At 59.9% G+C, this 25,024-nt stretch carries 21 protein-coding genes; 10 read left to right on the top strand and 11 right to left on the bottom strand.

What is annotated here, in order from left to right; all coding sequences use genetic code 11:
• Positions 1-84 precede the first annotated feature (84 nt).
• The gene (locus tag ACZ89E_RS08875) at positions 85-705 is read right to left on the bottom strand and encodes a LysE family translocator (protein WP_149658314.1); all 621 of its coding nucleotides are present in this window, start codon (positions 703-705) and stop codon (positions 85-87) included.
• 288 nt (positions 706-993) lie between these two features.
• On the opposite strand from ACZ89E_RS08875, the gene ACZ89E_RS08870 reads away from it, so the two are divergent.
• On the top strand, positions 994-1,581 hold the full coding sequence (locus tag ACZ89E_RS08870) for a LysE family translocator (RefSeq protein WP_476255404.1): 588 nt from the start codon (positions 994-996) through the stop codon (positions 1,579-1,581).
• A 56-nt stretch (positions 1,582-1,637) separates the two neighbouring features.
• On the opposite strand, the gene ACZ89E_RS08865 is transcribed toward ACZ89E_RS08870, so the two are convergent.
• Positions 1,638-5,270: a hypothetical protein gene (locus ACZ89E_RS08865; RefSeq protein WP_476255403.1), complete on the bottom strand. Its 3,633-nt coding sequence runs from the start codon at positions 5,268-5,270 to the stop codon at positions 1,638-1,640.
• Between the two features lie 234 nt (positions 5,271-5,504).
• Positions 5,505-6,338 carry a helix-turn-helix transcriptional regulator gene (locus ACZ89E_RS08860; RefSeq protein WP_476255402.1) on the bottom strand — a complete coding sequence of 278 codons (834 nt, stop codon included), beginning with the start codon at positions 6,336-6,338 and terminating at the stop codon, positions 5,505-5,507.
• 156 nt (positions 6,339-6,494) lie between these two features.
• Here ACZ89E_RS08860 and ACZ89E_RS08855 point away from each other — a divergent pair, with 156 nt between their 5' ends.
• From ACZ89E_RS08855 to ACZ89E_RS08820, 8 genes are all read left to right on the top strand, one after another.
• Positions 6,495-7,853, top strand: a complete 1,359-nt coding sequence (locus ACZ89E_RS08855) for an XAC2610-related protein (protein ID WP_476255401.1) — start codon at positions 6,495-6,497, stop codon at positions 7,851-7,853.
• 334 nt (positions 7,854-8,187) lie between these two features.
• Positions 8,188-8,436 (top strand): transmembrane sensor/regulator PpyR, encoded by a 249-nt coding sequence (locus ACZ89E_RS08850; protein WP_149658309.1) that lies wholly within the window; start codon positions 8,188-8,190, stop codon positions 8,434-8,436.
• On the top strand, positions 8,436-9,611 hold the full coding sequence (locus tag ACZ89E_RS08845; RefSeq protein ID WP_476255400.1) for an NnrS family protein: 1,176 nt from the start codon (positions 8,436-8,438) through the stop codon (positions 9,609-9,611). The genes ACZ89E_RS08850 and ACZ89E_RS08845 overlap by 1 nt, the downstream gene beginning before the upstream one ends.
• 11 nt (positions 9,612-9,622) lie before the next feature.
• Entirely contained in the window at positions 9,623-9,898 is a 276-nt protein-coding gene (locus ACZ89E_RS08840) for an SDR family NAD(P)-dependent oxidoreductase (RefSeq protein WP_476255399.1), read from the top strand.
• 190 nt (positions 9,899-10,088) lie between these two features.
• Entirely contained in the window at positions 10,089-10,544 is a 456-nt protein-coding gene (locus ACZ89E_RS08835) for a (2Fe-2S)-binding protein (RefSeq protein ID WP_133836151.1), read from the top strand.
• Between the two features lie 25 nt (positions 10,545-10,569).
• The gene (locus ACZ89E_RS08830; protein ID WP_476255398.1) at positions 10,570-12,738 is read left to right on the top strand and encodes a xanthine dehydrogenase family protein molybdopterin-binding subunit; all 2,169 of its coding nucleotides are present in this window, start codon (positions 10,570-10,572) and stop codon (positions 12,736-12,738) included.
• A 1-nt stretch (position 12,739) separates the two neighbouring features.
• Positions 12,740-13,321, top strand: a complete 582-nt coding sequence (locus tag ACZ89E_RS08825; protein WP_149658305.1) for a hypothetical protein — start codon at positions 12,740-12,742, stop codon at positions 13,319-13,321.
• Between the two features lie 73 nt (positions 13,322-13,394).
• Positions 13,395-14,003 (top strand): GGDEF domain-containing protein, encoded by a 609-nt coding sequence (locus tag ACZ89E_RS08820; RefSeq protein ID WP_476255397.1) that lies wholly within the window; start codon positions 13,395-13,397, stop codon positions 14,001-14,003.
• Here ACZ89E_RS08820 and ACZ89E_RS08815 read toward each other — a convergent pair.
• Both ACZ89E_RS08815 and ACZ89E_RS08810 read right to left on the bottom strand, forming a co-directional pair.
• Entirely contained in the window at positions 13,950-15,236 is a 1,287-nt protein-coding gene (locus tag ACZ89E_RS08815) for an amidase (RefSeq protein WP_476255396.1), read from the bottom strand. The genes ACZ89E_RS08820 and ACZ89E_RS08815 overlap by 54 nt on opposite strands.
• Positions 15,233-15,658: a VOC family protein gene (locus tag ACZ89E_RS08810; protein ID WP_476255395.1), complete on the bottom strand. Its 426-nt coding sequence runs from the start codon at positions 15,656-15,658 to the stop codon at positions 15,233-15,235. The genes ACZ89E_RS08815 and ACZ89E_RS08810 overlap by 4 nt, the downstream gene beginning before the upstream one ends.
• A gap of 113 nt (positions 15,659-15,771) precedes the next feature.
• Here ACZ89E_RS08810 and ACZ89E_RS08805 point away from each other — a divergent pair, with 113 nt between their 5' ends.
• The gene (locus tag ACZ89E_RS08805; protein ID WP_463260448.1) at positions 15,772-16,626 is read left to right on the top strand and encodes a LysR family transcriptional regulator; all 855 of its coding nucleotides are present in this window, start codon (positions 15,772-15,774) and stop codon (positions 16,624-16,626) included.
• A 56-nt stretch (positions 16,627-16,682) separates the two neighbouring features.
• On the opposite strand, the gene fabI is transcribed toward ACZ89E_RS08805, so the two are convergent.
• Genes fabI through ACZ89E_RS08775 form a run of 6 tightly spaced genes read right to left on the bottom strand, consistent with a single transcriptional unit; the run spans position 16,683 to position 24,880 of the window.
• A complete protein-coding gene (gene fabI, locus ACZ89E_RS08800) occupies positions 16,683-17,477 on the bottom strand; it encodes an enoyl-ACP reductase FabI (protein ID WP_133836158.1) in 795 nt (264 codons plus the stop codon).
• Between the two features lie 21 nt (positions 17,478-17,498).
• A complete protein-coding gene (locus ACZ89E_RS08795) occupies positions 17,499-19,109 on the bottom strand; it encodes an ABC transporter ATP-binding protein (RefSeq protein WP_476255394.1) in 1,611 nt (536 codons plus the stop codon).
• 1 nt (position 19,110) lies between these two features.
• Positions 19,111-20,130: an ABC transporter permease gene (locus ACZ89E_RS08790; protein WP_476255393.1), complete on the bottom strand. Its 1,020-nt coding sequence runs from the start codon at positions 20,128-20,130 to the stop codon at positions 19,111-19,113.
• Position 20,131: 1 nt separating this feature from the next.
• A complete protein-coding gene (locus tag ACZ89E_RS08785) occupies positions 20,132-21,205 on the bottom strand; it encodes a microcin C ABC transporter permease YejB (protein ID WP_149658298.1) in 1,074 nt (357 codons plus the stop codon).
• A 4-nt stretch (positions 21,206-21,209) separates the two neighbouring features.
• Positions 21,210-23,051: an extracellular solute-binding protein gene (locus ACZ89E_RS08780; RefSeq protein ID WP_476255392.1), complete on the bottom strand. Its 1,842-nt coding sequence runs from the start codon at positions 23,049-23,051 to the stop codon at positions 21,210-21,212.
• Positions 23,048-24,880 (bottom strand): extracellular solute-binding protein, encoded by a 1,833-nt coding sequence (locus ACZ89E_RS08775; RefSeq protein ID WP_149658296.1) that lies wholly within the window; start codon positions 24,878-24,880, stop codon positions 23,048-23,050. The genes ACZ89E_RS08780 and ACZ89E_RS08775 overlap by 4 nt, the downstream gene beginning before the upstream one ends.
• Between the last annotated feature and the right edge of the window lie 144 nt (positions 24,881-25,024).

The raw sequence follows: 25,024 nt of genomic DNA, 5'->3' as shown, positions 1-25,024 counted from the left end.
GATGGCGATACGAAGGTGCTACACCTACAAAGTAGTGCACGTTGATTCGCAATTCCATTCATGACCCACATGCATCGCGGGGGTTCAGGCCCTGCGCGCCATCAACAACACCGAAGCCGCCGCCGACAACAACCCCGCGCAGCAACGATTGAAGATCCGCTTGCCCCGGGGTTCCGCGAACCAGCGGCGCATGTGCAGGCCCATGTAGGCGTAGGCGCTGATGGCGATCCATTCCAGCATCAGGAACAGCACGCCCAGTACCGCGAATTGCGGTGTGATCGCCCGGGTCGGGTCGACGAATTGCGGGAGAAACGCGGTGAAGATCAGGATCGCCTTCGGATTACCCGCCGCCACCAGAAACTCCTGGCGCGCCAACGCCAGCATCCCCACCGGCGCGCCGGCTACCGCGTTTTGCACGCCGGGATCGGCCCGCCACAATTGCCAGGCGAGGTAGAACAAATACGCCGCGCCCAGAATCTTGATCCCGTAGAACAACAGCTCCGACGTTTGCAGCACCACCGCCAGCCCGGCCGAGGCGAGGGCGATCATCCCGGCAAACGCCAGCAAACGCCCGATCCCCGCCATACAGGCGCGACGATAGCCATAGCGGGTGGCGTTGCTGACCGACAGCAGATTGTTCGGGCCGGGGGCCATGTTCAGGGCAAAACAGGCCGGGACAAACAGGGTGAGGGTGGCGAGGTCCATGGTGGGGGCTCCTGATCCGGGAACCGCTTTTTTATCACGGATAACCGATGGTTTTGCCCATACAGTGGCGCACGCAAGTCGCCGTACACTTGGCCACACGTCAAAATCCGATCCATGACCTACGTTTGCCGACGGCCCCAGCCGATCTCGGCCGCGTTCCTGGTCATGACCCTGCTGGTGCTGGTGGCATGAAATTGCACGAGGACGATTAGGCAGTTTTCTTCAATACGTGGGGCAGGGCGCTCTTTACCGTGAGCGCTGTTCCCACTGAATTGAAGAAGGTCTGTGATGAGTCTGATGATGTCCATGGCGGCGTTTGCGCTGGTCGCTTCGATCACGCCGGGGCCGGTGAATATTGTGGCGTTGGGTTCCGGGGCGCGGTACGGGTTTCGTGCCAGTCAACGGCATGTGGCCGGAGCGACCCTGGGGTTTGTGTTGCTGCTGGTGCTGATGGGCCTTGGGCTGCATGAACTGTTGCAGCAGTGGCCGTGGATGACGCGGGTCGTGCAACTGGCCGGGGTCGGGTTTCTGTTGTTCATGGCCTGGAAACTGGCCATAGACGACGGGTCGCTGCATATCGGCGAGTCGGGGCAGGCGCCGTCGATGCTCTATGGCGCGGTGATGCAGTGGCTCAATCCAAAAGCCTGGCTGGCCTGTGTCGCAGGGATGGGGGCGTTTGTCGCGGATGGCGAGGCGCGGCTGGTCTGGCAGTTTGCGGCGGTGTATCTGGTGATCTGTTACCTGTCCGTCGGCTGCTGGGTGTATGCCGGGACGTTCATGCGCGGCTATCTGAATAACCCGACGGGGATGCGTCTGTTCAATCGGAGCATGGCGTTGCTGCTGGCGGGGAGTGCTGCGTATTTGTTGTACCCCTAGCGGCATACAACCCATCCGTGCCCCGTAAATGGGGCACGGATGATTGAATCAGGGTGTCAACGTATACCGCTCAGAGCGTCGACCGCCTGTCTTGTCAGTGGCGTAAATTGACCAGAGCGCAATTGGGTGATGGCGTACAACGCACTGGCGGTTCGACCGTTACCATCGGCAAAGCTCTGGAAACCGATGACGGACGCAAGCAGGTGTTTGTCAATATGCTGGTGGGCGGTATCCAGCGTTTTCAAATGCTGTTCCAACAAGGCAAACCCGGTAATGCTGCCGCCATATTTCCCGTCTTGGCCAGCTTGACGTACTTGGCCAGCGGGGGAAGGGGCAAGACGGCTGTTCAACTCCGTGATAACGGTCGGGTCGGTCAGCAATTTGTTGTTGCCCGCATACTCGCGCAGTATCGCGGTGAATTGGTCGACGTCGTTGACTTGGAAAAAAGCCCCGTTCGCCATCCAGGCCGCGGCTCTTTGAGCAGGGTCGGTGAAACCGTTGGGATTGAAGACTGACTCCGGTAGTACCGCGTGATAAGGCGCTTGGCCCAAGTCCAGTTTCAGCAGGTTCTGTTGATGGGTCGTCAGGTAGACGACTTTTTTGGCTTCCAACTCAGCGACGATTGCCAGGGTTTCTGCAAGCCGTTGTGCGGTTTGACGTTCATCGGTGAACCTGATTGATTTATTGGCCGAGTACGAGGCGAGTACATCATGTACCGCTGTCTCGCCGATCAGTGCCCTTAGCATTTGTGCTTCTTTGCTTTGGAGTGCCGCGTCCTTGATGGAGTTATCGAACAGGTGCTGCAATTCTTCGGCGGATGCACCCTTAGGGATTTTCCTGTCATTCAGACGGGTCATTACCTGTTCGATGCTGGTAATGCTGTCATCCTTGAACAGCGCGCGAGCGTGAGACACGGTATCCAGCGACATGCGAATCCGGGTAGCCGAACCCGTATGGTCGACGGCCCGAAGCAGGTCATAGGAATTCGCGCCGGTCAGGTGCAACAGTTGAGATTTGGCGACGTGGGCTGCAGAGGCGGCTTGGGAACCCAGTTTCGTTGCACTTCTGCCAATCAGCTTCGCCCCGCCCTTGAGCAAGGTCGGCACACCATCCAGCGGGTTCAGAAACGAAATGGCGGAGCGACCGACGATTCGGGAGGCGGACAGCAGTTTTGTGCCGAGGGTCGCCGTCTTGGCTACCGAGGCTGCAATTTTTCCAGGTACTGCGACAAACGCCCCGGCAAACGCCAACGCATCCACGAGACAACCGGGTACCGCTCGGGCTTGTCTGCCTGCATCTCCAGAAGCGAGTGCTTCAACGCATTCCTTGAAGGGAATGATGATATTGAGAATGGTGTTGAAAATGGCGCTGGATTTTTCAATGGCCTTTTCCCGTTCTGTTTGTTGACGACCCACCGCCATTATTTCTTCCTGGGTGATCACCGGAATTTCTTTTGCGATCAGTGCGCTGATCGCTTCCTTGCGACTGGAACGGAAGTAGCGGTTCGGTGTGCCGCTGTCGTCTGTCTGAAGCGACGATGGTTCGAAATCGCCGATTTTCTTGATGAAGAAACGGCCCGTCTTGCCCTCTTCAGGCGCTTCGTTTGCCGAGTACGCTTTTAGATCGATAGGGGCATTCTGGGTGCTAGCCGTTTCGACATATCTCACGCCGTCAGGCAGTACCAAGGGACTAAGAATGGTCGTGAGTCTTTCGTTGAAACGACACTGCGCTCTTAGTGGAAACAGTTCGTAGCAACGAACCGTCGAGTTAAGACTTGCGCCTATCACCATGCCGAAACGATAGGTCTCTCCCGCATGGACGCCGATCGTGGAATTAACACCTGGATAACCGGATGGGCGTGTTGTTTCGCGGTTATAAACCTGGACAGCGTAAAGGGCCAGGTGACCGTTCTCGATAAATTCCCGATCCTTGATTGTTAGTTGTGACAGCGCAATATTGATATTGGAAGCCGTCGCCTCGACCATGCCGGTGTAATGATCGTGGGTCGCTTCGTCGAACAAGTTTGGCACCGGGTACAGGCGACGTAATTGCGGAATGGATTCGTGAATGCTGGCGCGGTGGGTTCGGCCCCAGTGCTCGGTATGAAGTTCGTCGCCCAAATAAAGATCTATGATCGAGACTTTAGTCGAGGGGGTAAAACGATTGACCAGCAATTCTTCCGGATTGCAATCCGGAGCTACTTTTTTCAGTTCCTTGAGCGCCAGCGTCCGGCGATCGGGGAATGGTTTTACAAGTTTGTTGGCCGCGTTGGTTATCTGGTCGACGTAGCGTTGGTATTCATCGATACCTCGGGTTATTACATCCTGGCTCAAACTGCCGTCGGAATCCCTGTTGATCAGTTTATTCATGAGTGCCCATGTGACCACCGGATCGAATGCATTTTGCGCGCGCAGGCGCTTTAGATCGGGGGTTAATTCGGCCACTTGGCTAAACCGGAGTACATGTTGGTAACTCATGTTTCGAGATGCACCGGGTGCGAGGGTCTCTACAAATTGCACCGCCTGGCAGAAGACCACCCAGCCCGGCGTGGCGAGCTTCAGATCGGCAGGCAGATCGCGAACCAGATACTCCGGTGCCATGCCGCCCAGTGCCATCTCTGCCACCAAGGGGGCAATGATGTCGCTGACGTTGGCGTTTTTCTGAAGATGTTTTTCAAAGTCCTGGCGTACATCGGCAGGTCGACGCAGCACATGATCTGCCGAATAGAGGTCAAAGCCCGCAAACTTCGTACCGTCGATGTCCACATCCGCGTCAAGGTCGATCAGCATCGCCGCAATCATCAACTGCGCCTGGAATGCCTTGGTGGGCACGGGGTCTGTTTCTGCGCTGAACCAATCAAGCGCCTCAAGATACAAGCTGGTATCAATCGTGGCGCTGCTGATCAGTGTCTCTAACCGATAACCCGTGCTGGCGGGCAGTTTGTCCGCCGAGCCGCTTAAAAGACGAACGCCATTGCCAAAAAGTTCGACCAGCGGCATTTCATCGCCGGTAAATCGGGTCCTTGTAACCTCCCGGATGGTTTCACGGCGTTGCGGGGTGAGTTTGTAGGGGGAATCCTCAGGGGCGTCCAGCAGTTGCCAGAAGTTTCCAAACGGGAGGGGGACGGGCAGGAAGGCAGCGTTGATCAGGTCAATCAGCGCTTTGGTATCCTCTTCATTGGTCGGTGTCGGCAATTCGTGGAACCGCAACCATTGACCAGCCGCTATATTTTCACCGGAGGTCACAAGGCCGCCAGTCAGTTTGGCGATGTTTGCTATCAGGCGCAGATCATTATTGATGTCTGCAATGCCGGTGACATGAGAAGTGATGTCCTTGGGGGAGAAGTACTGATTGCTAATGGAGTCGCCTACACTGGAAATGTTGGTGTAGGTGTAATAGATTCGGGCGTTTTCATCTACTTGAAACACCTGGTGCCTGGAGATGTTTCGGGAGGAAAGCATCTTCAAGAACTCGGGGCGGTTGATAAGTTGCGAAAGATAAGTGGCCGCCGAGCGGTGTGCCGTGTCGAAGCGCGTGCCTTTTTCATACTTGACTGCCAGTTTGCTCCAGTCCCAGTTGATGGACTCTCTGGCGAATGTGTTGCGAATAAAATTCAGGAGTGCAGCCGCTACGGCTTCTCTTTGAAGTTTGTCAGGGGTGGTTTCAATGTGGCTGTTTTCTTGCTGCATAGTTAAAGATCCCTCTTTTATAACTAAATGCCAAGCAGGCGGCGTAATGCTGTTTGAAAGCGTTCGGCACTCAGTGTGCGAAGCGGAAAGAATATGAGGCAGAAAGGGATTTGTCAGTATGGATGTGGATTCAAAGTGTGTCGGTATTTGGTCGCTTGTGAGGCGCTTACTTGGAAGGTTGTAATTTTTAAGAGTAAGAAGAGTTAGTTTGGCTGGGTTTATGTCGTTGTTTATTTATCCGCGATACTGCCCCGGCGTCGCCGCCAGATGTTGTTTGAACACCCGTTGAAAGTGCGCCTGATCGGCAAATCCTGCCTCCAGCGCTACATCGGCAATCAACTGGCCACTGCGCAAGCGATCACGGGCAAACTGGATGCGTCGGTTGAGTAAAAATGCATGGGGCGTCATACCGTAATGCTGCTTGAACGCGCGGATCAGGTAGGAAGGCGACAACTGCGCCGCTGCGCAGATATCTTCCAGCTTGAGCATCTGTGTGCAGTTGTCACGGATGTAGTCGGCGGCCCGTTCCAGTTTGAAATTGGGTTCGCGCAACGGTTGATCAGCCGGATTGAGGCGTTGTTGCACGTCGGTGAAAAACTCCACGGCCGCGCTGTGTTTGTGCAATACGTCCTGCTGATCATCGACCAACACCTCATACAAACCCTTGAGCCCCGCAAACAGGCTGGCGTCGTGCAGGTGGGTGACGGTAAACCGCCGGTACGCCTGGTCCTGAGCAAACCCCAGTTGATGCTGCAAGTCGGTGAGCCACGGCGTCTCGACGTACAGCATCAGGTACGACCAGGGCTGGTCGTCGATGGGGTTGCAGGCGTGGACATCGCCGGGGTTCATCAGCACTACGGTGCCGGCACTGACCTCGAATGCCGATTGCTCATGCACATACGTACTGCGCCCGGCGGTGATCGCGCCGATGGAAAAATGTTCGTGGGAATGCCGGGCGTAGCAGACCTCGCGGCCATCGGCGATGGCCCGGGCCTCGATGAAGGGCAGGGCGTCGTCACGCCAGAAGCGCGGGGACTTGTCGGCATCTTTGGCAACGGTGCGTTTCATCGTCGGCGTCCTCGGCAGGTCAGTGCTCGAGTGTATTAGCTCTCGTCATTAAAGGCCCGTTGCCGTTCGGCGATGGCGACCTTTTTAACAGATGTCTGTCCGCACCGTTTGTCGCTAGACTGGCCGCCCCGATTTGCCGCAAGGACGCTCAGCATCATGGTTGCCCCTCGTTTAGTGGCCGTCGCCTGCCTGCTCGCCAGCGCTGGTGCGAGTGCCGCGCCGCTGACTTACCACCTCACCGATCCGGCGCAGAAATACGCCATCGAGGTGCTGTTCCCGCAGCCTCCCGCCCAGAGCTACGAGGGCGCGCCGGCGCAGATCACCTTGCGCGACAAGTCCAGTGGCCAGGTGTTGCAGCGCATCGACTCACCGGCGGCGTTTGCCGTCTACAAACCCGGCAGCCAGGAGTTGGAAATCAACCAGGCCCCGGCCTACGGCGATCAGAGCCTGTTGTTTTTCGATGATTTCAATTTCGACGGGCAGCAGGATCTGGCCGTACGCAACGGTAGCGAGGGCGGTTATGGCGGCCCTTCCTATGACATCTACCTGTCTGATCCAGCGAGCCCGACGCTGGTCTTCAGCTCCGGGTTCTCCTCCCTGACCCGCGATGAGCAATTGGGCATGTTCGGCGTTGATCCGGTGGCCAAGCGCTTGGACACCCGTTCGAAACAAGGCTGCTGCTGGCATCAAAGCGCGACGTGGAAGATCGAGAACAATGAGCCGGTGATGGTCAGCGAAAAGATCGAAGCGATGCAGATGCCGACGCCAGCAAAGCCCTACATGCCTATGGGCTACCTGGACGTGACTGAACGCGAACTCAAGGATGGCCAGTGGATCGAACACCGCTCAGTCGAGGGTCCTTACGCCGAGCCGCCACTGAAGTTTCGCGGCACCCTTAACGACAAGATCGCGTTCGAACTCTGGTGGCAAATCCAGGGCGAGGTATACATCGGTGAAGTGCGTTACGGCAAAACCGGCAGCGGCAAACCGATCCGGCTGGTTGGCGAATCCGTCGAGGGGCACGGTGTGTTGCTGCATGAATTGGACGATGACGGGCAGAGCACCGGCGACTGGTCCCTGAAAGACGAACCGGACGAACAGGGCAACTACACCGGCACCTGGCGCAGCCCCAAGCGCACGTTCAACGCCAACATGCGTCTCGCCGAATTCAAGATTGCGCCTCAGAAACTTGAAGGGGTGGCCAGCAATCAGCGTGAAGGTGACTACCGGCTGACCCATTTCGTAGAGCGAATAATCAGCCAGCTGTCGGTGAAGATACTGCCGGGCATCGATGATGGGCCGGAGACTGTCGATATCACTATCGACTACGCCCAGCTCAAGGATCCACCGAGCGAAATCCATTACCAGTCGGCGTTGCTGGCGGGCAATCTGGCCATCGTGCTGGACGCCCAGGGTGGGCCGGTCTTGCGCCTGCAGTTGCTCAATGGAGCAGCGGTCGTGACGGGTTACGGCGAGTTCCGGAAATACGGCGGCAGCTACGTAAAAAAACGCTGAGGCGCGGCGTTAGAAATCCCATTTGGTCGGCAGTTGGAATCGGTGACCGTCATCGTAAGCGCATGTCCATGGGCGACGTGCGCCTTCGGTGCAAATAAGAAGTGGTCGCGAATAAGCTAGATATTCCCGTGCTGCGCAACTGATATTGGATTGCTTCTAGGCGGGTGAGCGGACGATGTAGTCACTAAGACTCGGTTATGAGTCAATAAGACCATTTCAGAGTTGAGTCATATTGACTGCGTTGTGGCCAACATATTGATTTACAAGCCTTTAAAACATGGCGCGCATCTTGGATTAATCCACGTACAACTGGTCTGTTTCAGGAGTACGAAAAATGTTCAATTTCTTCAGTAATCCTCACAACGTTCTGCACCTATCGAGCAGAGTGTTGGGCCTGGGCCTGACACTGCTTTTGATCGGCATCTATGGCGCTTACCTTTACAACGGTCATCTGCCCATTGTGGCGCTGGTATCGATGCACGCCATGACTATCATTGGCCCGACGTTGCTCAAAATTGGCTATGTGATGCGTCTACTGGCCCAGCATCGGTTGGCGACCCATCACTTCTGCGCGGTGGCCTGATGCGCAAGCCTGCTCTCACAAAGTTTGCTATCGCTGCGGCACCGGTTTTCAGCCTCGGTTTTCGAGCGTTCTTCCTCGCCGGCGCCGGGTTTGCCGTGTTGGCCGTGGCGATCTGGGCATTGTGGTTATACGGCCGATTACCCGGCGCGCAGCCAATTGGCGGGATGCTGGCCTGGCATCGGCACGAAATGCCCTTCGGTTTCGCCATGGCGATCATCGCCGGATTTCTGCTGACGGCGGTACCAAACTGGACCGGACGCCCTGGCCTCAGCGGCTGGCCGCTGATCGGCCTGGTGCTGGTGTGGCTGCTGGCTCGACTGGCGTGGTTGCTACCGATTAATCCGACGCTGCTGATCGCTCTGCAACTCCCGTTTCTGCCCTTGCTGGCCTGGTGCCTGGGCCGGGATCTGGTGGAAGCGGGTAAACGCGACAACTATCCGATCCTGCTGATGATCACGCTGCTGGCGGGCTGCCAGATGATGACGCTGTGGGGCATCGCGACCGACGACACCGCATTGCAACGACATTGCGTATTGGCGGCGTTGTGGCTGGTGGCTGCGATGATGAGCATGATTGGCGGACGGGTGATTCCATTCTTCATTCAGCGCGGTCTGAATCGCCCCGCTGTTACACCGGCTAGCCCACTGCCCACCAAAGTGTTGCTGATGGGCGGCTTGCTCGCCGCGTTGTCTTTTACTGTCGGTTTGAATGACACGCCCAAACGGTGGCTGGCGCTGTTGTACCTGGTGCTCGGCGCGGTGCATCTGCTGCGGTTGTGGCGCTGGCACGACCGGGGTATTTGGCGAGTGCCGCTGTTGTGGTCGCTGTACCTGGCTTACGCCTGGCTGGTGGTTGCAACGCTGGCCATGGCGCTTTGGCATGCCGGGTGGATGCCGCAACAGAGCCTGGCCACCCATGCGCTGGCGGTCGGCGGGATTGGCGGACTGATCCTCGCGATGATTGCCCGGGTCAGCCTGGGGCATACCGGGCGATTGCTGCAGCCCTCGAAAGCGGTGGTGCTGGGTTTTGTCTTGATGGTGTTCGCCGGTCTGTGTCGGGTGTTGCTCGTCCCGTTCTCGGGAGCAGGGCTCGGGCTGTCGGCGCTACTCTGGTGTACGGCGTTCGGGCTGTTTTTGACGCGCTACACCGGCATCCTGCTCAAACCGAGGGTTTAGCGCCAAGGCTCATGCGTGCCGCCCGCAGCGGGCAGGTGATCAATCTCTCGTCGGTGGGCGGTTTTCAGTCGGCGCCGGGCCATGGCGTGTATTGCTCGACCAAATTTGCCGTCGAAGCCCTGAGCGAAGCCTTGCACGGCGAACTGACCTCACTGGGCGTCAAGGTCACGGTGGTCGAGCCGGTAAAGCTTGCCTGTGGCAAGCTTCGCTCCTACAGGGTGCTTCAGCGGCCAGGGATATGTGACCGGCGGTCGCAGAAGCTGGCCCGCCGGTCAATCTGCGCTTAGCTGTATGGATAACCCGAGGCGCGCGTAGATCCGCCGCTCCGTAGGAGCACAGCTTGCTCGCGATGGCGTCGTGTCAATCAGCACATCACTGCCTGACACGACGCCATCGCGAGCAAGCTGTGCTCCTACGGGTGTGTGGTCTCAGTAATGCGCCCCCTTCAGAACACCGTGAGTCTGAGGAAGATCCGCCATGCTGACCCTGAATATCAATGGCAAGGACCAGGCGCTGGATGTCCCCGCGGACATGCCGCTGCTGTGGGTCCTGCGCGATGTCGCGCACCTGACCGGGACCAAGTTTGGTTGCGGCATGGCGCAGTGCGGTGCTTGCACCGTGCACGTCGATGGCGCGCCGCTGCGTGCCTGCATCACCCCGGCCACCGCCGTGGCCCATGGGCAAAAAATCCTCACCATCGAAGGCCTGTCCACCGACGGCACACACCCGGTGCAACAAGCCTGGGCTGAACTGGACGTGGTGCAATGCGGTTATTGCCAGTCGGGGCAGATCATGTCCGCCGCCGCGCTGTTGGCGAAGATCCCCAAACCCACCGACGACGATATCGACCAGGCGCTGTCCGGCAATATCTGCCGCTGCGGCACCTACCCAAGGATTCGCGCGGCGGTCAAACGCGCCGCCGAAATCGGTTGATGCGCCATCGATGGGAGTCAGTTCAATGAACAGCCTCAATCCTGTGTCACGTCGCGGTTTTCTCAAGGGCAGCGCCGTGCTCGGCGGTGGGCTGGTGGTGGCATTCGTCATCCCCGGCGGCCATCGCTTCGCCCTGGGCGCCGAGAACCAGGGCAATGCCTTCGCGCCCAACGCCTTCTTGCGCATCAGCAACGACAACAGCGTCACCATGCTGCTTGGCCATTCGGAAATGGGCCAGGGCATCTGGACCGGCCTGACCATGTTGATCGCCGAGGAGCTGGACGCCGATTGGTCGAAAATCCGCGTCGAACATTCCCCTGCGTCCGCCAAGGACTATGGCCTGGCCGGGTTTGGCGGCATGCAGATCACCGGCGGCTCGACCTCGACCTGGATGGAGTTCGACCGCTATCGCCAGGCCGGCGCCGCCGCGCGCCTGATGCTGATCGACGCCGCGGCCAAGCGCTTCAACGTCGCGCCGTCCGAGATTCGCACTGAGCCGGGCGTGGTCATCGCCGGCGACAAACGCGCCACCTACGGCGAACTGGCGGATGACGCCGGCAAGCTGCCGGTGCCGGATCCGGCGTCGATCAAGTTCAAGGAGGCCAAGGACTGGAAAATCATCGGCAAACCGACCCCGCGCCTCGACACCCCGGAGAAAATCACCGGCCGCGCCAAGTTCGGCATGGACGTGCAGTTCGAGGGCCTGATGACCGCCATGGTCGCCCGGCCGCCGGTATTCGGCGGCAGCGTCAAATCCTTCGAAGGCGCCGAGGCGCTGGCGGTGCCGGGCGTACACAAAGTAGTGCAAGTGCCCACGGGCGTGGCGGTGATTGCCGATCATTACTGGGCGGCGAAGCTGGGGCGCGATGCGCTGAAAATCGACTGGGACCTGGGGCCGAACACCGGGCTCGACAGCGTCAAGTTGCTGGAGAGCTTCCGCCAACTCGCCGCCACCCCGGGCATGCCGGCCAGCCAGGCCGGGGACACCGCCGCCACGCTGAAGAAAGCCGCGAAAACCATCGACGTCGAATACAGCGTGCCGTACCTGGCCCATGCGCCGATGGAACCGCTCAATTGCACGGTGAAAATCACCACGGACAAGTGCGAAATCTGGACCGGCACCCAGTTCCAGACCCTCGATCAAATGGTCGCGGGCAAGATCACCGGGCTCAAACCCGAACAGGTGGAAATCCACACCGAATTCCTCGGCGGCGGCTTCGGTCGGCGGGCCAACCCGACTTCGGACTTTGTCGCCGAAGCGGTGCAAGTGGCCAAGGCGGCGGGTATGCCGGTGAAAACCGTGTGGTCCCGGGAGGACGATATTCGTGGCGGTTACTACCGCTCGATGTTCCTGCATCAGGCGAATATTGGCCTGGACGCCGACGGCATGCCCCTGGCCTGGAAGCACGTGATGGTCGGCCAGTCGATCATGGATGGCACCGCGTTCGCCGCGACCATGGTCAAGGACGGTATCGACAAGACCTCGGTCGAAGGCGTGGCCGACAGTCCCTACATCGAGAAACTCGCCAATCATCAGGTCGAGCTGCATTCACCGAAGACTGGCATCAGTGTGCTGTGGCTGCGTTCGGTGGGGCACAGCCACAACGCGTTTGTCATGGAATCGTTGATCGACGAGCTGGCCGAGGCGGCGGGCAAGGACCCGGTGGAATACCGACGAACCCTGCTCAAGGAGCATCCGCGACACTTGGGTGTGCTGAACCTGGCGGTGGAAAAAGCCAACTGGACCGCGCCGCTGCCGGATGGCCACGCCTTGGGTGTGGCGGTGCATGAGTCGTTTGGCAGTTACGTCGCGCATGTCGCCGAAGTGTCCCAAGACAACCTGAAGATTCGCGTGCACCGGGTGGTGTGCGCGGTGGACTGCGGCATTGCGGTCAACCCGCAAAGCATCGCGGCGCAGATGGAGTCTTGCGTCACCTTCGGCCTCGGTTTTGCCCTGCGCAGCAAACTGACGTTCAAGGACGGCCAGGTGGTGCAGTCCAACTATCACGACTATCAGGTGCTGCGGCTCAACGAAATGCCGGTGGTGGAGGTGCACATCGTGCCCAGCACCGACAAACCCGGCGGGATCGGCGAGGCCGGTGTGCCGCCCGTGGCGCCGGCGGTGGCCAACGCGGTGTACGCCCTGACTGGGCAACGCCTGCGCGAACTGCCGCTGCAACTGTCGGGGGTGTGAGATGAGACGACATTTGATATTGGGCGCAGTGGTGTTGGTCGGTCTGACCGGCTACGCCTCGGACCTGTTCGCGGCGGACAATCAGGCTGCACTGGAAGCCTTCGGCACCGTGCAGAAGGTGTTCCAGAGCCCGCGCTGCCAGAACTGCCATATCCCCGGCGATTCGCCGTTGCAGTTCGACGCCGGTACGCCGCACATGATGAACGTAGTGCGCGGCATGGACGGCAAGGGCGCCGCCGGTTTGCCCTGCGCCACCTGCCATGGGGAAAGCAACCCGCCGGCCAGCTACGGCCCCCACGCACCACCGGGCGCGCCCCATTGGAGCCTGCCACCGGCGGCGCACAAAATGGCCTGGATCGGCCTGCCGCCGGACAAACTCTGCGCGTTGATCAAGGACCGCTCCAGCAACGGCGACCGGGATTTCGCCGCGCTGATCAAGCACGTCAGCGACGACAAACTGGTGCTCTGGGGCTGGAATCCGGGCGGCAATCGGGCGCCGGTGCCGGTGCCCCACGACATCTTTGTCACGCAATTCAAACTCTGGGCCGATGCCGGAGGACCGTGCCCGGTGGCGGGCATCTGACCAACGGCGAGTTAATTAGGAGTCAAACCGGGTAAGTGCGGCTCTAACGGACATACCCCCACAGGAGTGAACCATGCTGGTTCCAGGCAAACCGATCAAACCGGGCACTTGCGCAGACACCTTGCACGGCCCGGACACTGCACTGCAGGAGCGCGAATTGTTGCGCGACCTGGCGCGTCAGGCCGAGCAGGAGCTGACGGCCGTGCAGGTGGCGAGCATGGACGAACTGACGCTGCTGCCCAATCGCCATGGCTTTGAAGCCTTGGCCCAAAGGGGCCTGGATGCCTGTTTGCAGATGGGCAAACCAGCGACCTTGCTGTTTTTCGACCTCGATAACTTCAAACACATCAACTACCTGTACGGCCGCGCCGAAGGCGACGATGCCTTGAAAACCTTTGCCGATGTGCTGCGGATCGCCTTTCGCGAAAGCGACGTGATCGGGCGCATGGGCAGCGATGAATTCGCCGCGTTGCTGACCGGCGCCAATGGCGTGGAAATCCCGGCGATCCGGGCGCGGCTCGAAGAAATGCTCGACGAGCGCAACGCCACGGTGCATCGCGGGTATGACATTCGTTTCAGTGTCACCCAACTCGAATTTCACCCCGCGCAGCACCAAACCGCTGAGGGCTTATTGGCCGCGATCGGCGAGCAGTTCGGCGGCCACCCGTTCGGCCAATCGTAGTAGCGAGCCGTCATTGCGGAACCGGCCGATCAACTGCAAACCAATCGGCAACAATCCTTCGGCCCGAGGCAGCGGGATATTCACCTGCGGCCAGCCAAACGCACCCCAGAACTTGATGAAGTCCGATGGCCCGGTGTTTTCGGCGCTGTCTACGGCCAGGGGCGCGAGCATGCCGCAGTTGGGTGAGAGGAGGGCGTCGAAGGGTTGGCACAGCTCGTTCAGGCGCGGTGCGAGTGCTGCCAATCGGGCCTTGGCGGCGGTTTCCTGATCCCAGGTGGTGGCGGCGGCGCGGGCGAACATCGCCAGTATCGAAGGGCTCAACAGCTTGCGGTGTTGCTCAAACTCCTTCGCCAGCGAGCGGGCGCCTTCGCAATCGTTGATGGTCAGGTGATCGTCGAACACCCCGGCGAATTCATCCGGCAGTTTGAGTTCACTGACCTGATGTCCGGCCCGGCGCAGGTGCCGGACGGCTTGCTCCAGCGCTTCGGCCACCTCGGGTTGTACCTGATCCCAGCGCGGCGTACGGCAGAAGCCCAGGTGCAGTGGGCGTTGTGGTGCTTCAGGCAGTTCGAAACCCGGAATCAACACCCGCGCCACGAGGGTCAAATCCCGTACCGAGCGGCCATACCAACCCACGGTGTCGAAACTCGGCGCCAGCGGCTTCACGCCTTCCAGCGACACCAGTCCGAACGATGGCTTGAACGCCAACAAGCCGCAGTAAGCCGCGGGTTTGAGCAGCGAGCCAGCGGTTTGTGTGCCCAACGCCACCGCAAAGAAATCCGCCGCCATGCCCGCCGCTGAACCGGCGCTGGAACTGCCCGGCGTGCGTGTCAGGTCATGGGGGTTGCGGGTCGGACCAGTGCGCATGTAGGCAAATTCGGTGGTGTGGGTCTTGCCCATGATCAGCGCGCCGGCCTGGCGCAGCAGGGTTACCACGTGGGCATCCCGGGATGGCTGATGGTCGGCGTAGATCGGCGAAAAGAATTCGGTGGGATGGTCGGCGGAATCGAACATGTCCTTGATGCCCACCGGCACGCCGGCCAACAGGCCCCGACCCTCGTTCAGCGCGGCGTGCAGGCGCACTTGCAGCGGTTTGAACGAGGCAAAGGCGTGGACTTTCGGTTCCAGCGCTTCAATGCGCTCAAGAAAACCTTCGGCGATCTCCGCGACCGTTGTCTCGCCGTTGCGCACCGCCTCGCTGAGGGCGGTGGCGTCCAGAACAGCGCGGCTCACTTGGCAAACAACTGGCTGATGTCCTTGAATGCCTTGAACTCCAGGGCATTGCCGCACGGGTCGAAGAGAAACATCGTCGCTTGCTCGCCCACCAATCCCTGGAAACGAATCCCCGGTTCAATCACGAATTGCGTACCAAGGCTTTGCAGACGCTCGGCCAGGGCTTCCCATTCCGTCATCCCCAGCACCACACCGAAATGCGGCACCGGCACGTTGTGGCCGTCCACGGCGTTGGTGTGGGCGGCTTCCTGGGAAGCATTTTTCGGTGCCAGGTGAATCACCAATTGATGGCCAAAAAAATTGAAATCCACCCAATGCTCGCTGGAGCGACCTTCTTCCAGACCAAACACTTCGCCATAAAAGCTGCGCGCAGCGGCCAGGTCGTACACCGGAATCGCCAGGTGGAAAGGGGAGAGCTGCATGGGGTTAATCCTCAACGGTTGGAAGTTGAGGCTGAGTTTAGTCCTGTGCTTTTTGATTAAAAGACGATAATTTTTGCGTCGAGCACAAATTATTTCGATCAATGGTGACGCTGATGCTGCGGGAACTGAAAACCTTTATCGCGGTGACTCGCTACGGCACTTTCGCGGCAGCGGGCATGCACATCGGCCTCACGCAGTCGGCAGTCAGTGCGCAGATGCGTAATCTGGAACAGGCCTTGGGCATTCGCCTGTTCGACCGCACCGGACGCCAGGCGCTGCTAAATGCGGCGGGGCAACGGGCATTGCCGATGGCCCGGGAGATGCTCGAAACCTTTGCGCGGATGGCGGTCAGTGATGACGTCAGTGAGTATCGTGGTGAGCTGAAGATCGGCGCCGTGGCCACGGTGCAAACCGGTTTGTTGCCCCAGGCGTTGTTGCGGCTCAGGCAACAAGCGCCCTTGCTGGAGCCGAAACTGGTGCCGGGTGTGTCGCTGAACCTGCTGAGTCAGGTGGACACCGGCGAAGTGGATTTGGCGATCCTGATCAAGCCGCCCTTCGAACTGCCCAAGGAATTGTCGGCGCAGGTCATCCGCAAGGAGCCGTTTGTGCTGATCGTGCCGGCGCAGCTTGAGGGGGATGATCCGTTGCAGTTGCTCGCCGAGCATCCCCATGTGCGCTACGACCGTAATTCGTTCGGTGGGCGTTTGGTGACGCGGTTCCTGCGGGAGCAGCAGATTGAGGTCAAGGTCGGGTTGGAACTGGATGAGCTGGAAGCCATTGTGAAAATGGTGGAGTGCGGGTTGGGGGTTTCGTTGCTGCCGGAGGCGGGGTTGTGGGTGGAGCATGGGGCGAAGGTGCGGGTGATTCGGTTGGGTGAATTGACGTTTTATCGCGAGATCGTCTTGCTACAGCGTTATAGCCAGCGGATGCAGCCGATTCAGCAGTTGTTTGCGCGGTGTTTGGTTTGAAGAAACCCATAAAAAACCCGCCATAACCGGCGGGTTTTTTATGCGCTAACCGAAAATCACTCTTCGATATTGCCCATGGCGGTAGTGTTGAAACCACCGTCTACGTACATGATTTCGCCGCTGATGCCGGACGCCAGGTCCGAGCACAGGAAGGCGCCGGCGTTGCCGACTTCGTCGATGGTGACGTTACGACGCAGCGGGGTTTGCGCTTCGTTGGCGGCCAGCATTTTGCGGAAGTTCTTGATGCCGGAAGCGGCGAGGGTGCGGATCGGGCCAGCCGATACGGCGTTGACGCGGGTGCCTTCCGGGCCCAGGGAGCCGGCCAGGTAACGAACGCCAGCTTCCAGGGAAGCCTTGGCCATGCCCATCACGTTGTAGTTCGGCATGGTGCGCTCGGCGCCCAGGTACGACAGGGTCAGCAGGCTGCCATTGCGGCCTTTCATCATTTCGCGGCCAGCCTTGGCCAGGGCCACGAAGCTGTAGGCGCTGATGTCGTGAGCGATGCGGAAACCTTCACGGGTGGTGGCTTCGGTGAAGTCGCCGTCCAGTTGGTCGCCCGGGGCGAAGCCGACGGAGTGAACGATCACGTCCAGGCCATCCCACTTCTTGCTCAGCGCTTCGAAGACCTTGGCGATTTCTTCATCGCTGGCCACGTCGCATGGGAAGCACAGCTCAGGGCTCGAGCCCCAGCCTTGTGCGAATTCTTCAACACGACCTTTCAGTTTGTCGTTCTGATAAGTGAAGGCAAGCTCAGCGCCCTCGCGATGCATGGCGGCAGCGATGCCGGATGCGATGGACAGCTTGCTGGCGACACCGACGATCAGTACGCGCTTACCGGCGAGAAAACCCATGTGTTGCTCCTCTCTTTCAGGTTATTGCGCAGTGGCTGGCGCCAGGAAAGCGGCTTCCAGCAACTGCTGTGTATACGGATGTTGGGGGGCGGCAAAGATACTTTGCGCGTCTCCCTGTTCGACCACTTGGCCATGCTTGACCACCATCAACTGGTGGCTCAGCGCTTTGACGACAGCCAGGTCATGGCTGATAAACAGATACGTCAGGTTGTACTTGGTTTGCAGTGACCGCAAAAGCTCCACCACTTGGCGCTGCACTGTCCGGTCGAGGGCCGAAGTCGGCTCGTCCAGCAGGATCAGCGCCGGTTTTAGCACTAATGCCCGGGCAATGGCGATTCTCTGCCGTTGCCCGCCGGAAAATTCGTGGGGGTAGCGGTTCCGGGTTTCCGGGTCCAGGCCTACCTCCTTCAATGCCGCAATAATCGCTTGTTCCTGTTCCGCTTCGGTGCCCATCTTGTGGATCCGCAGGCCTTCGCCGACGATCTGGCTCACGCACATCCGCGGGCTCAGGCTGCCGAACGGGTCCTGGAACACCACCTGCATCTCCCGGCGCAACGGTCGAACCTCGCCCTGCGTCAGGCAGTCTAGCTGCTTGCCTTCAAAACGGATGCCGCCTTTGCTGCCGATCAGCCGCAAAATCGCCAAGCCCAGTGTCGACTTGCCGGAACCGCTTTCTCCCACAATCCCCAAAGTCTGTCCCTGGGGCAGGCTGAAATTGATGCCGTCCACCGCTTTGATGTGGTCAACGGTCTTTTTCAGAAAGCCTTTCTTGATCGGGAACCAGACTTTCAGGTCCTCGACTTGCAGCAATGGCGGGCCAATAACGTTGGTCGCCGGCGTCCCGCTGGGCTCCGCTGCCAGCAGTTCCCGAGTGTACGGATGCTGCGGCGCGCGGAACAACTCTTCGCACGATGCCTGTTCGACGATGCAACCGCGCTGCATGACACATACGCGATGCGCAATTCTTCGAACAAGGTTCAAATCGTGACTGATCAGTAACAACGCCATGCCCAGTCGGGCCTGTAATTCCTTGAGCAATTCGAGGATTTTCAGCTGAACGGTCACGTCCAGCGCAGTGGTCGGTTCATCGGCAATCAACAGCTCCGGCTCGTTGGCCAGGGCCATGGCGATCATTACCCGCTGGCGCTGGCCGCCGGACAGTTCATGAGGCAGCGCTTTCAGGCGCTTGTGCGGCTCGGGAATGCCGACCATCTCCAGCAGCTCCAGGGTGCGCTTGGTCGCCACTTTGCCGCTCAGGCCCTTGTGGATGCCCAGCACCTCGTTGATCTGCTTCTCGATCGAGTGCAGCGGATTGAGCGAGGTCATCGGCTCCTGGAAGATCATCGCGATCCGGTTGCCCCGAATGTGGCGGATGGTTTTCTCTTTCAGGCTCAGCAGGTCTTGCCCGGAATATTCGATGGTGCCGGACGGGTGTCGGGCCAGCGGGTAGGGCAGCAGGCGCAGGATCGAGTGGGCGGTCACCGATTTACCGGAGCCACTTTCACCCACCAGGGCCAGGGTTTCGCCGCGCTTGATATCGAAGCTCACGCCCTCGACTACCCGCTGCACGCGCTCGCCGACGACAAATTCGACGGCGAGGTCGCGCACTTCGATCAGATTGTCCTGATTCATTTCACTTCCTCGGGTCGAAGGCATCGCGAGCGGACTCGCCGATAAACACCAGCAAACTCAACATCAACGCCAGCACCGCAAACGCGCTCATGCCCAGCCACGGTGCCTGCAAGTTGGACTTGCCCTGGGCCACCAGCTCTCCCAGGGACGGACTGCCCGCCGGCAGGCCAAACCCCAGGAAATCCAGCGCCGTCAGCGTACCGATGGCGCCAGTGAGGATGAACGGCATAAAGGTCATGGTCGAGACCATGGCGTTGGGCAAAATGTGGCGGAACATGATCGCGCCATTCTGCATTCCCAGCGCCCGCGCCGCGCGTACATATTCAAGGTTACGCCCACGCAGGAACTCGGCGCGTACCACGTCCACAAGACTCATCCACGAAAACAGCAGCATGATCCCCAGCAGCCACCAGAAGTTCGGCTGCACGAAACTGGCGAGGATGATCAGCAGGTACAGCACCGGCAGCCCGGACCAGATTTCGAGGAAACGCTGCCCGGCCAGGTCGACCCAGCCGCCATAGAACCCCTGCAACGCCCCGGCGATCACGCCGATGATCGAGCTGAGAATGGTCAACGTCAGGGCGAACAATACCGAAATCCGGAAACCGTAGATCACCCGGGCCAACACGTCGCGGCCCTGATCATCGGTGCCCAGCAGGTTGTCCGCCGAGGGCGGGGCGGGGGCCGGGACTTTCAGGTCGTAGTTGATGCTCTGGTAGCTGTAGGGGATTGGCGCCCACAGAATCCACGCATCCTTGGCCTTGAGCAGTTCGCGGATGTACGGGCTCTTGTAGTTGGCTTCCAGCGGGAATTCGCCGCCGAAGGTGGTTTCCGGGTAGCGCTTGAGCGCCGGGAAATACCAGCCATCGTCGTAATGCACGGCCAGCGGTTTGTCGTTGGCGATCAGCTCGGCGCCGAGGCTCAGGCCGAACAGGATCAAAAACAGCCACAGCGACCACCAGCCACGCTTGTTGGCCTTGAACAGTTCGAATCGTCGGAGATTGAGGGGGGACAGGCTCATCTCAATGCTCCCGGTGTTCGAAGTCGATGCGCGGATCGACCAGGGTGTAGGTGAGGTCGCCGATCAGTTTCACCACCAACCCCAATAACGTGAAGATAAACAGCGTGCCGAACACCACCGGATAATCGCGGTTGATCGCCGCTTCGAAACTCATCAGGCCCAGGCCATCGAGGGAGAAAATCACTTCCACCAGCAATGAGCCGGTAAAGAAGATCCCGATAAATGCCGAGGGGAACCCGGCAATCACCAGCAGCATCGCGTTACGGAACACATGGCCGTAGAGCACTTTGTGGTTGGTCAGGCCTTTGGCTTTGGCGGTGACCACGTACTGCTTGTTGATTTCGTCGAGGAAGCTGTTTTTGGTCAGCAGGGTCATGGTCGCGAAGTTGCCGATCACCAGCGCCGTGACGGGCAAGGCCAGGTGCCAGAAATAATCGAGAACCTTGCCGCCCATGCTCAGCTCGGCGAAGTTGTTCGAGGTCAGGCCCCGTAGCGGGAACCAGTCGAAATAGCTACCGCCGGCAAACAGCACGATCAGCAAAATAGCGAACAGGAACGCCGGGATCGCGTAGCCGACGATGATCAGCGAACTGGTCCAGACGTCGAAATGGCTGCCGTGGCGCGTGGCCTTGGCGATCCCCAGCGGGATCGACACCAGGTACATGATCAGCGTGCTCCACAGCCCGAGGGAGATCGACACCGGCATCTTTTCCTTGATCAGGTCGATGACCTTGGCGTCGCGAAAGAAGCTGTCGCCGAAATCCAGGGTCGCGTAGTTCTTGACCATGATCCACAAGCGTTCCGGCGCCGATTTGTCGAAGCCGTACATGTGCTCGATTTCCTTGACCAGCGCCGGGTCCAGGCCCTGGGCGCCGCGATAGGCCGAGCCGGCCACCGAGACCTCGGCACCGCCACCGGCGATGCGGCTGGTGGCGCCTTCGAAGCCTTCGAGCTTGGCGATCATCTGTTCCACCGGGCCACCGGGGGCGGCCTGGATGATCACGAAGTTGATCAGCAAAATGCCGAACAAGGTCGGGATGATCAGCAGCAGTCGCCGAAAAATATACGCCAGCATCTGATTACTCCGTGCCCGCAGGGTCGGCTTGCAGTTTGGTTTCGACTTCTATCGCCGGTTTTGCATCGGGCTTGACCCACCAGGTATTGATGCCGATGTCGTACTTGGGTGAAACCTTCGGATGGCCGATGTGGTTCCAGTACGCCACGCGCCAGGTCTTGATGTGCCAGTTGGGGATCACGTAATAACCCCATTGCAGCACGCGGTCCAGCGCACGGGCGTGGGCCACCAGGCTTTTGCGCGAATCGGCGTTGATCAGGCCTTCGACCAATTGGTCCACCACCGGATCTTTCAAGCCCATGGAATTGCGGCTGCCGGGCTTGTCGGCGGCGGCGGACATCCAGAACTCGCGCTGTTCGTTGCCCGGCGAATTGGACTGCGGGAAGCTGCCGACAATCATGTCGAAGTCCCGGGAGCGCACGCGGTTGATGTATTGCGAGACGTCGACCCGGCGAATCACCAGGTCGATACCCAGGTCGCTGAGGTTGCGCTTGAACGGCAACAGCACCCGCTCGAATTCGGTCTGGGCCAGCAGGAACTCGATGGTCACCGGTTTGCCGTTGGCGTCGACCATTTTGTCGTCGACGATCTTCCAGCCGGCCTCTTGCAGCAGTTGATAGGCCTGGCGCTGCTGGGTGCGGATCATGCCGCTGGCGTCGGTCACCGGGTTCTGGAACGCTTCGCTGAAGACCTGGGCCGGGAGCTGGCTGCGGAACGGGTCGAGGATCGCCAGTTGATCGGCGTCCGGCAGGCCGGTGGCGGCCATTTCCGAGTTTTCGAAGTAACTGCGAGTACGGGCGTAGGCGCCGTTGAACAGTTGCTTATTGGTCCATTCGAAATCCAGCAGCAGCGTCAAGGCCTGACGCACGCGGATGTCCTGGAACGCCGCGCGTCGCAGGTTGAACACGAAACCCTGCATACCGGTCGGGTTGCCGTTGGGAATCTGTTCCTTGATCAACCGCCCCTCGGTCACTGCCGGGATGTTGTAGGCGTTGGCCCAGTTCTTCGCGGTCATTTCCAGCCAGTAATCGAACTGCCCGGCCTTGAGTGCTTCCAGGGCCACGGTGTTGTCGCGGTAATAATCAGTGGTCATCACGTCGAAGTTGTAGAACCCGCGGTTCACCGGCAGGTCCTTGCCCCAGTAATCCTTGACCCGCTCATAACGCACCGAGCGCCCGGCTTTGACTTCGCTGACCTTGTAGGGGCCGCTGCCGAGCGGCATTTCCAGGTTGCCCTTGTTGAAGTCGCGGGTGGCCCACCAGTGTTTCGGCAGCACCGGCAACTGGCCGAGGATCAGCGGCAGTTCGCGGTTGTTGCTGTGCTTGAACTTGAACAGCACCGTCAGCGGGTCTTCGGCGACCACGTCCGCGACATCGCTGTAGTAACCGCGATACATCGGTGCGCCGTCCTTGGTCAGGGTCTGGAAGCTGAACACCACGTCTTCGGCGCGCACCGGGTGGCCGTCGTGGAAGCGAGCTTCGGGGCGCAGGTAGAAACGCACCCAGCTGTTGTCCGGGGCCTTCTCGATCTTGCCGGCGATCAGGCCGTATTCGCTGAACGGTTCATCCAGGCCCTGTTTGGCCAGGGTGTCGTAGATCATGTCGATGTTGTCCGCCGCCACCCCTTTGCTGATGAACGGGTTGAGGCTGTCGAAGCCGCCGAAACCGGCCTGGCGGAAGATCCCGCCCTTGGGGGCGTCCGGGTTGACGTAATCGAAGTGCTTGAAGTCGGCCGGGTATTTCGGCGGCTCGTTGTACAAAGTCAGGGCATGTTGCGGGGCGGCGCAGGCCAGCCCGGCGAACAACAGACCGCTGGCCTGCAGGAGCAGGGCGCGTACGGGTTTCATTGATCTTTCTCCGAAGACTTCAGCCACCACGCGCTCAAGCCCAGGGTGTAGGGCGGCGTGGTGACGAAGGCCAACCGGTTGCGGTAGGCCAGGCGATGATAATTGAGGTACCAGTTGGGAATGCTGTAGTGCTGCCACAGCAGCACCCGGTCGAGGGCCTTGCCGGCGGCGACCTGTTCGTCGCGGGTCTGGGCGCCGAGCAGTTGTTCCAGCAGATGATCGACCACCGGGTTGGCGATGCCGGCGTAGTTTTTACTGCCCTTGACCCCGACCTGGCTGGAATGGAAGTACTGCCATTGCTCCAGGCCCGGACTGAGGGTCTGGTTGAGCGTCATCAGGATCATGTCGAAATCGAACTGATCCAGGCGTTGTTTGTACTGGGCGCGATCCACCGTGCGCAGCCGCGCGTCAATGCCGATGCTGGCGAGGTTCTCGACGTAGGGCTGGAGGATGCGCTCCAGGTTCGGGTTGACCAGCAGGATCTCGAACCTGAGCGGCTGGCCGGCGGCGTTCTGCACGCGCTGGCCATTGAGCTTCCAGCCAGCCTCGCCCAGCAGTCCCAGGGCCTTGCGCAGGGTTTCCCGGGGAATGCCGCGCCCTTCGGTCTGCGACAGACTGAAGGGCTCGGTGAGGAGCTTGGCGGGCAACTGATCGCGGTAGGGCTTGAGCATCAGCCATTCGTGACCGACCGGCAGCCCCGTGGCGGAGAACTCGCTGTTGGGGTAGTAACTCACGGCGCGTTTGTACGCACCGCTGAACAGCGTGCGGTTGGTCCACTCGAAATCGAACATCAGCCCCAGCGCTTCACGCACCTTGACCTCGGCGAAGGTCGGGCGTCGGGTGTTCATGAACAGGCCCTGGCTCTGGGTCGGGATCTGGTGCGGGATCTGCGCCTTGATCACATCACCACGCCGCACGGCCGGGAAGTTGTAGCCGTTGTCCCAGTTCTTGGCCTGGTGCTCGATGTAAATGTCGAACTCACCGGCCTTGAACGCTTCGAAGGCCACGTCGCTGTCGCGGTAGAACTCGACTTCCATGCGATCGAAGTTGTACTTGCCGCGATTGACCGCCAGGTCCTTGCCCCAGTAATCCTTGACCCGCTCAAACACAATCTGTCGTCCCGGTTGCACCGAGGTGATGCGATACGGCCCGCTGCCCAGCGGCGGTTCGAACGTGGTGGCCTTGAAGTCGCGACCTTTCCAGTAGTGCTGGGGCAGCACCGGCAATTCGCCGAGGCGCAGGATCAGCAACGGATTGCCGGCGCGCTTGAACACGAAACGAATGCGTTGTGGGTTGAGGATGTCGACCCGCAGCACTTCCTGGAGGTTGGTGCGGTACTGGGGATGGCCTTCCTTGAGCAGCAAGCGGTAGGAAAACGCCACGTCATAGGCGGTGATCGGTGTGCCGTCGTGGAACCGTGCTTCGGGGCGCAGGTTGAACACCACCCAGCTGCGGTCCTCGCTGTATTCCACCGATTGGGCGATCAGGCCATAGCTGGAGGTCGGCTCGTCGCCGGACGGCGCGTACTGGCCGGTGCCGACCATCAGCGGTTCGTTCAGCTCGTTGATGCCGTATTGCAGGAAATTCGGCGTGGAAACCGGGCTTGAACCCTTGAAGGTGTAGGGGTTGAGCGTATCGAAGGTGCCAAACGCCATCACCCGCAACGTACCGCCCTTGGGCGCTTGCGGGTTGACCCAGTCGAAGTGGGTAAATCTGGCCGGGTACTTGAGCGTGCCGAACTGCGCATAACCATGGCTTTCGCTGATCGTCGCGCTTGCGGGGGAGCTCAAGGCCAGGCTGATCAGGAGAAGGAGGAGGGTACGCTTCAAGTCAGGGATCCGATCCAGGCGGCTTGGGCTTTGTGGGCCGTACAGTAACAGCTTGTATCGACAGGAAAAAGACAGGGGGTTAATGCGCCGTTAATTGCTGGCACGATGGTACGCAAAGATGCATGACTTGTGGCGAGGGAGCTT

Source organism: Pseudomonas sp. TE3899 (assembly GCF_056279105.1).
Note: the sequence above shows the minus strand (reverse complement) of the source record. Positions and strands in the feature narration are given on the sequence as shown.

What these genes read in the sequence shown, in the direction of transcription:
- ACZ89E_RS08875 (WP_149658314.1), bottom strand. Translation starts at nt 705, where the DNA reads ATGGACCTCGCCACCCTCACCCTGTTTGTCCCGGCCTGTTTTGCCCTG.
- ACZ89E_RS08870 (WP_476255404.1), top strand. Translation starts at nt 994, where the DNA reads ATGAGTCTGATGATGTCCATGGCGGCGTTTGCGCTGGTCGCTTCGATC.
- ACZ89E_RS08865 (WP_476255403.1), bottom strand. Translation starts at nt 5,270, where the DNA reads ATGCAGCAAGAAAACAGCCACATTGAAACCACCCCTGACAAACTTCAA.
- ACZ89E_RS08860 (WP_476255402.1), bottom strand. Translation starts at nt 6,338, where the DNA reads ATGAAACGCACCGTTGCCAAAGATGCCGACAAGTCCCCGCGCTTCTGG.
- ACZ89E_RS08855 (WP_476255401.1), top strand. Translation starts at nt 6,495, where the DNA reads ATGGTTGCCCCTCGTTTAGTGGCCGTCGCCTGCCTGCTCGCCAGCGCT.
- ACZ89E_RS08850 (WP_149658309.1), top strand. Translation starts at nt 8,188, where the DNA reads ATGTTCAATTTCTTCAGTAATCCTCACAACGTTCTGCACCTATCGAGC.
- ACZ89E_RS08845 (WP_476255400.1), top strand. Translation starts at nt 8,436, where the DNA reads ATGCGCAAGCCTGCTCTCACAAAGTTTGCTATCGCTGCGGCACCGGTT.
- ACZ89E_RS08840 (WP_476255399.1), top strand. Translation starts at nt 9,623, where the DNA reads ATGCGTGCCGCCCGCAGCGGGCAGGTGATCAATCTCTCGTCGGTGGGC.
- ACZ89E_RS08835 (WP_133836151.1), top strand. Translation starts at nt 10,089, where the DNA reads ATGCTGACCCTGAATATCAATGGCAAGGACCAGGCGCTGGATGTCCCC.
- ACZ89E_RS08830 (WP_476255398.1), top strand. Translation starts at nt 10,570, where the DNA reads ATGAACAGCCTCAATCCTGTGTCACGTCGCGGTTTTCTCAAGGGCAGC.
- ACZ89E_RS08825 (WP_149658305.1), top strand. Translation starts at nt 12,740, where the DNA reads ATGAGACGACATTTGATATTGGGCGCAGTGGTGTTGGTCGGTCTGACC.
- ACZ89E_RS08820 (WP_476255397.1), top strand. Translation starts at nt 13,395, where the DNA reads ATGCTGGTTCCAGGCAAACCGATCAAACCGGGCACTTGCGCAGACACC.
- ACZ89E_RS08810 (WP_476255395.1), bottom strand. Translation starts at nt 15,658, where the DNA reads ATGCAGCTCTCCCCTTTCCACCTGGCGATTCCGGTGTACGACCTGGCC.
- ACZ89E_RS08805 (WP_463260448.1), top strand. Translation starts at nt 15,772, where the DNA reads ATGCTGCGGGAACTGAAAACCTTTATCGCGGTGACTCGCTACGGCACT.
- fabI (WP_133836158.1), bottom strand. Translation starts at nt 17,477, where the DNA reads ATGGGTTTTCTCGCCGGTAAGCGCGTACTGATCGTCGGTGTCGCCAGC.
- ACZ89E_RS08795 (WP_476255394.1), bottom strand. Translation starts at nt 19,109, where the DNA reads ATGAATCAGGACAATCTGATCGAAGTGCGCGACCTCGCCGTCGAATTT.
- ACZ89E_RS08790 (WP_476255393.1), bottom strand. Translation starts at nt 20,130, where the DNA reads ATGAGCCTGTCCCCCCTCAATCTCCGACGATTCGAACTGTTCAAGGCC.
- ACZ89E_RS08785 (WP_149658298.1), bottom strand. Translation starts at nt 21,205, where the DNA reads ATGCTGGCGTATATTTTTCGGCGACTGCTGCTGATCATCCCGACCTTG.
- ACZ89E_RS08780 (WP_476255392.1), bottom strand. Translation starts at nt 23,051, where the DNA reads ATGAAACCCGTACGCGCCCTGCTCCTGCAGGCCAGCGGTCTGTTGTTC.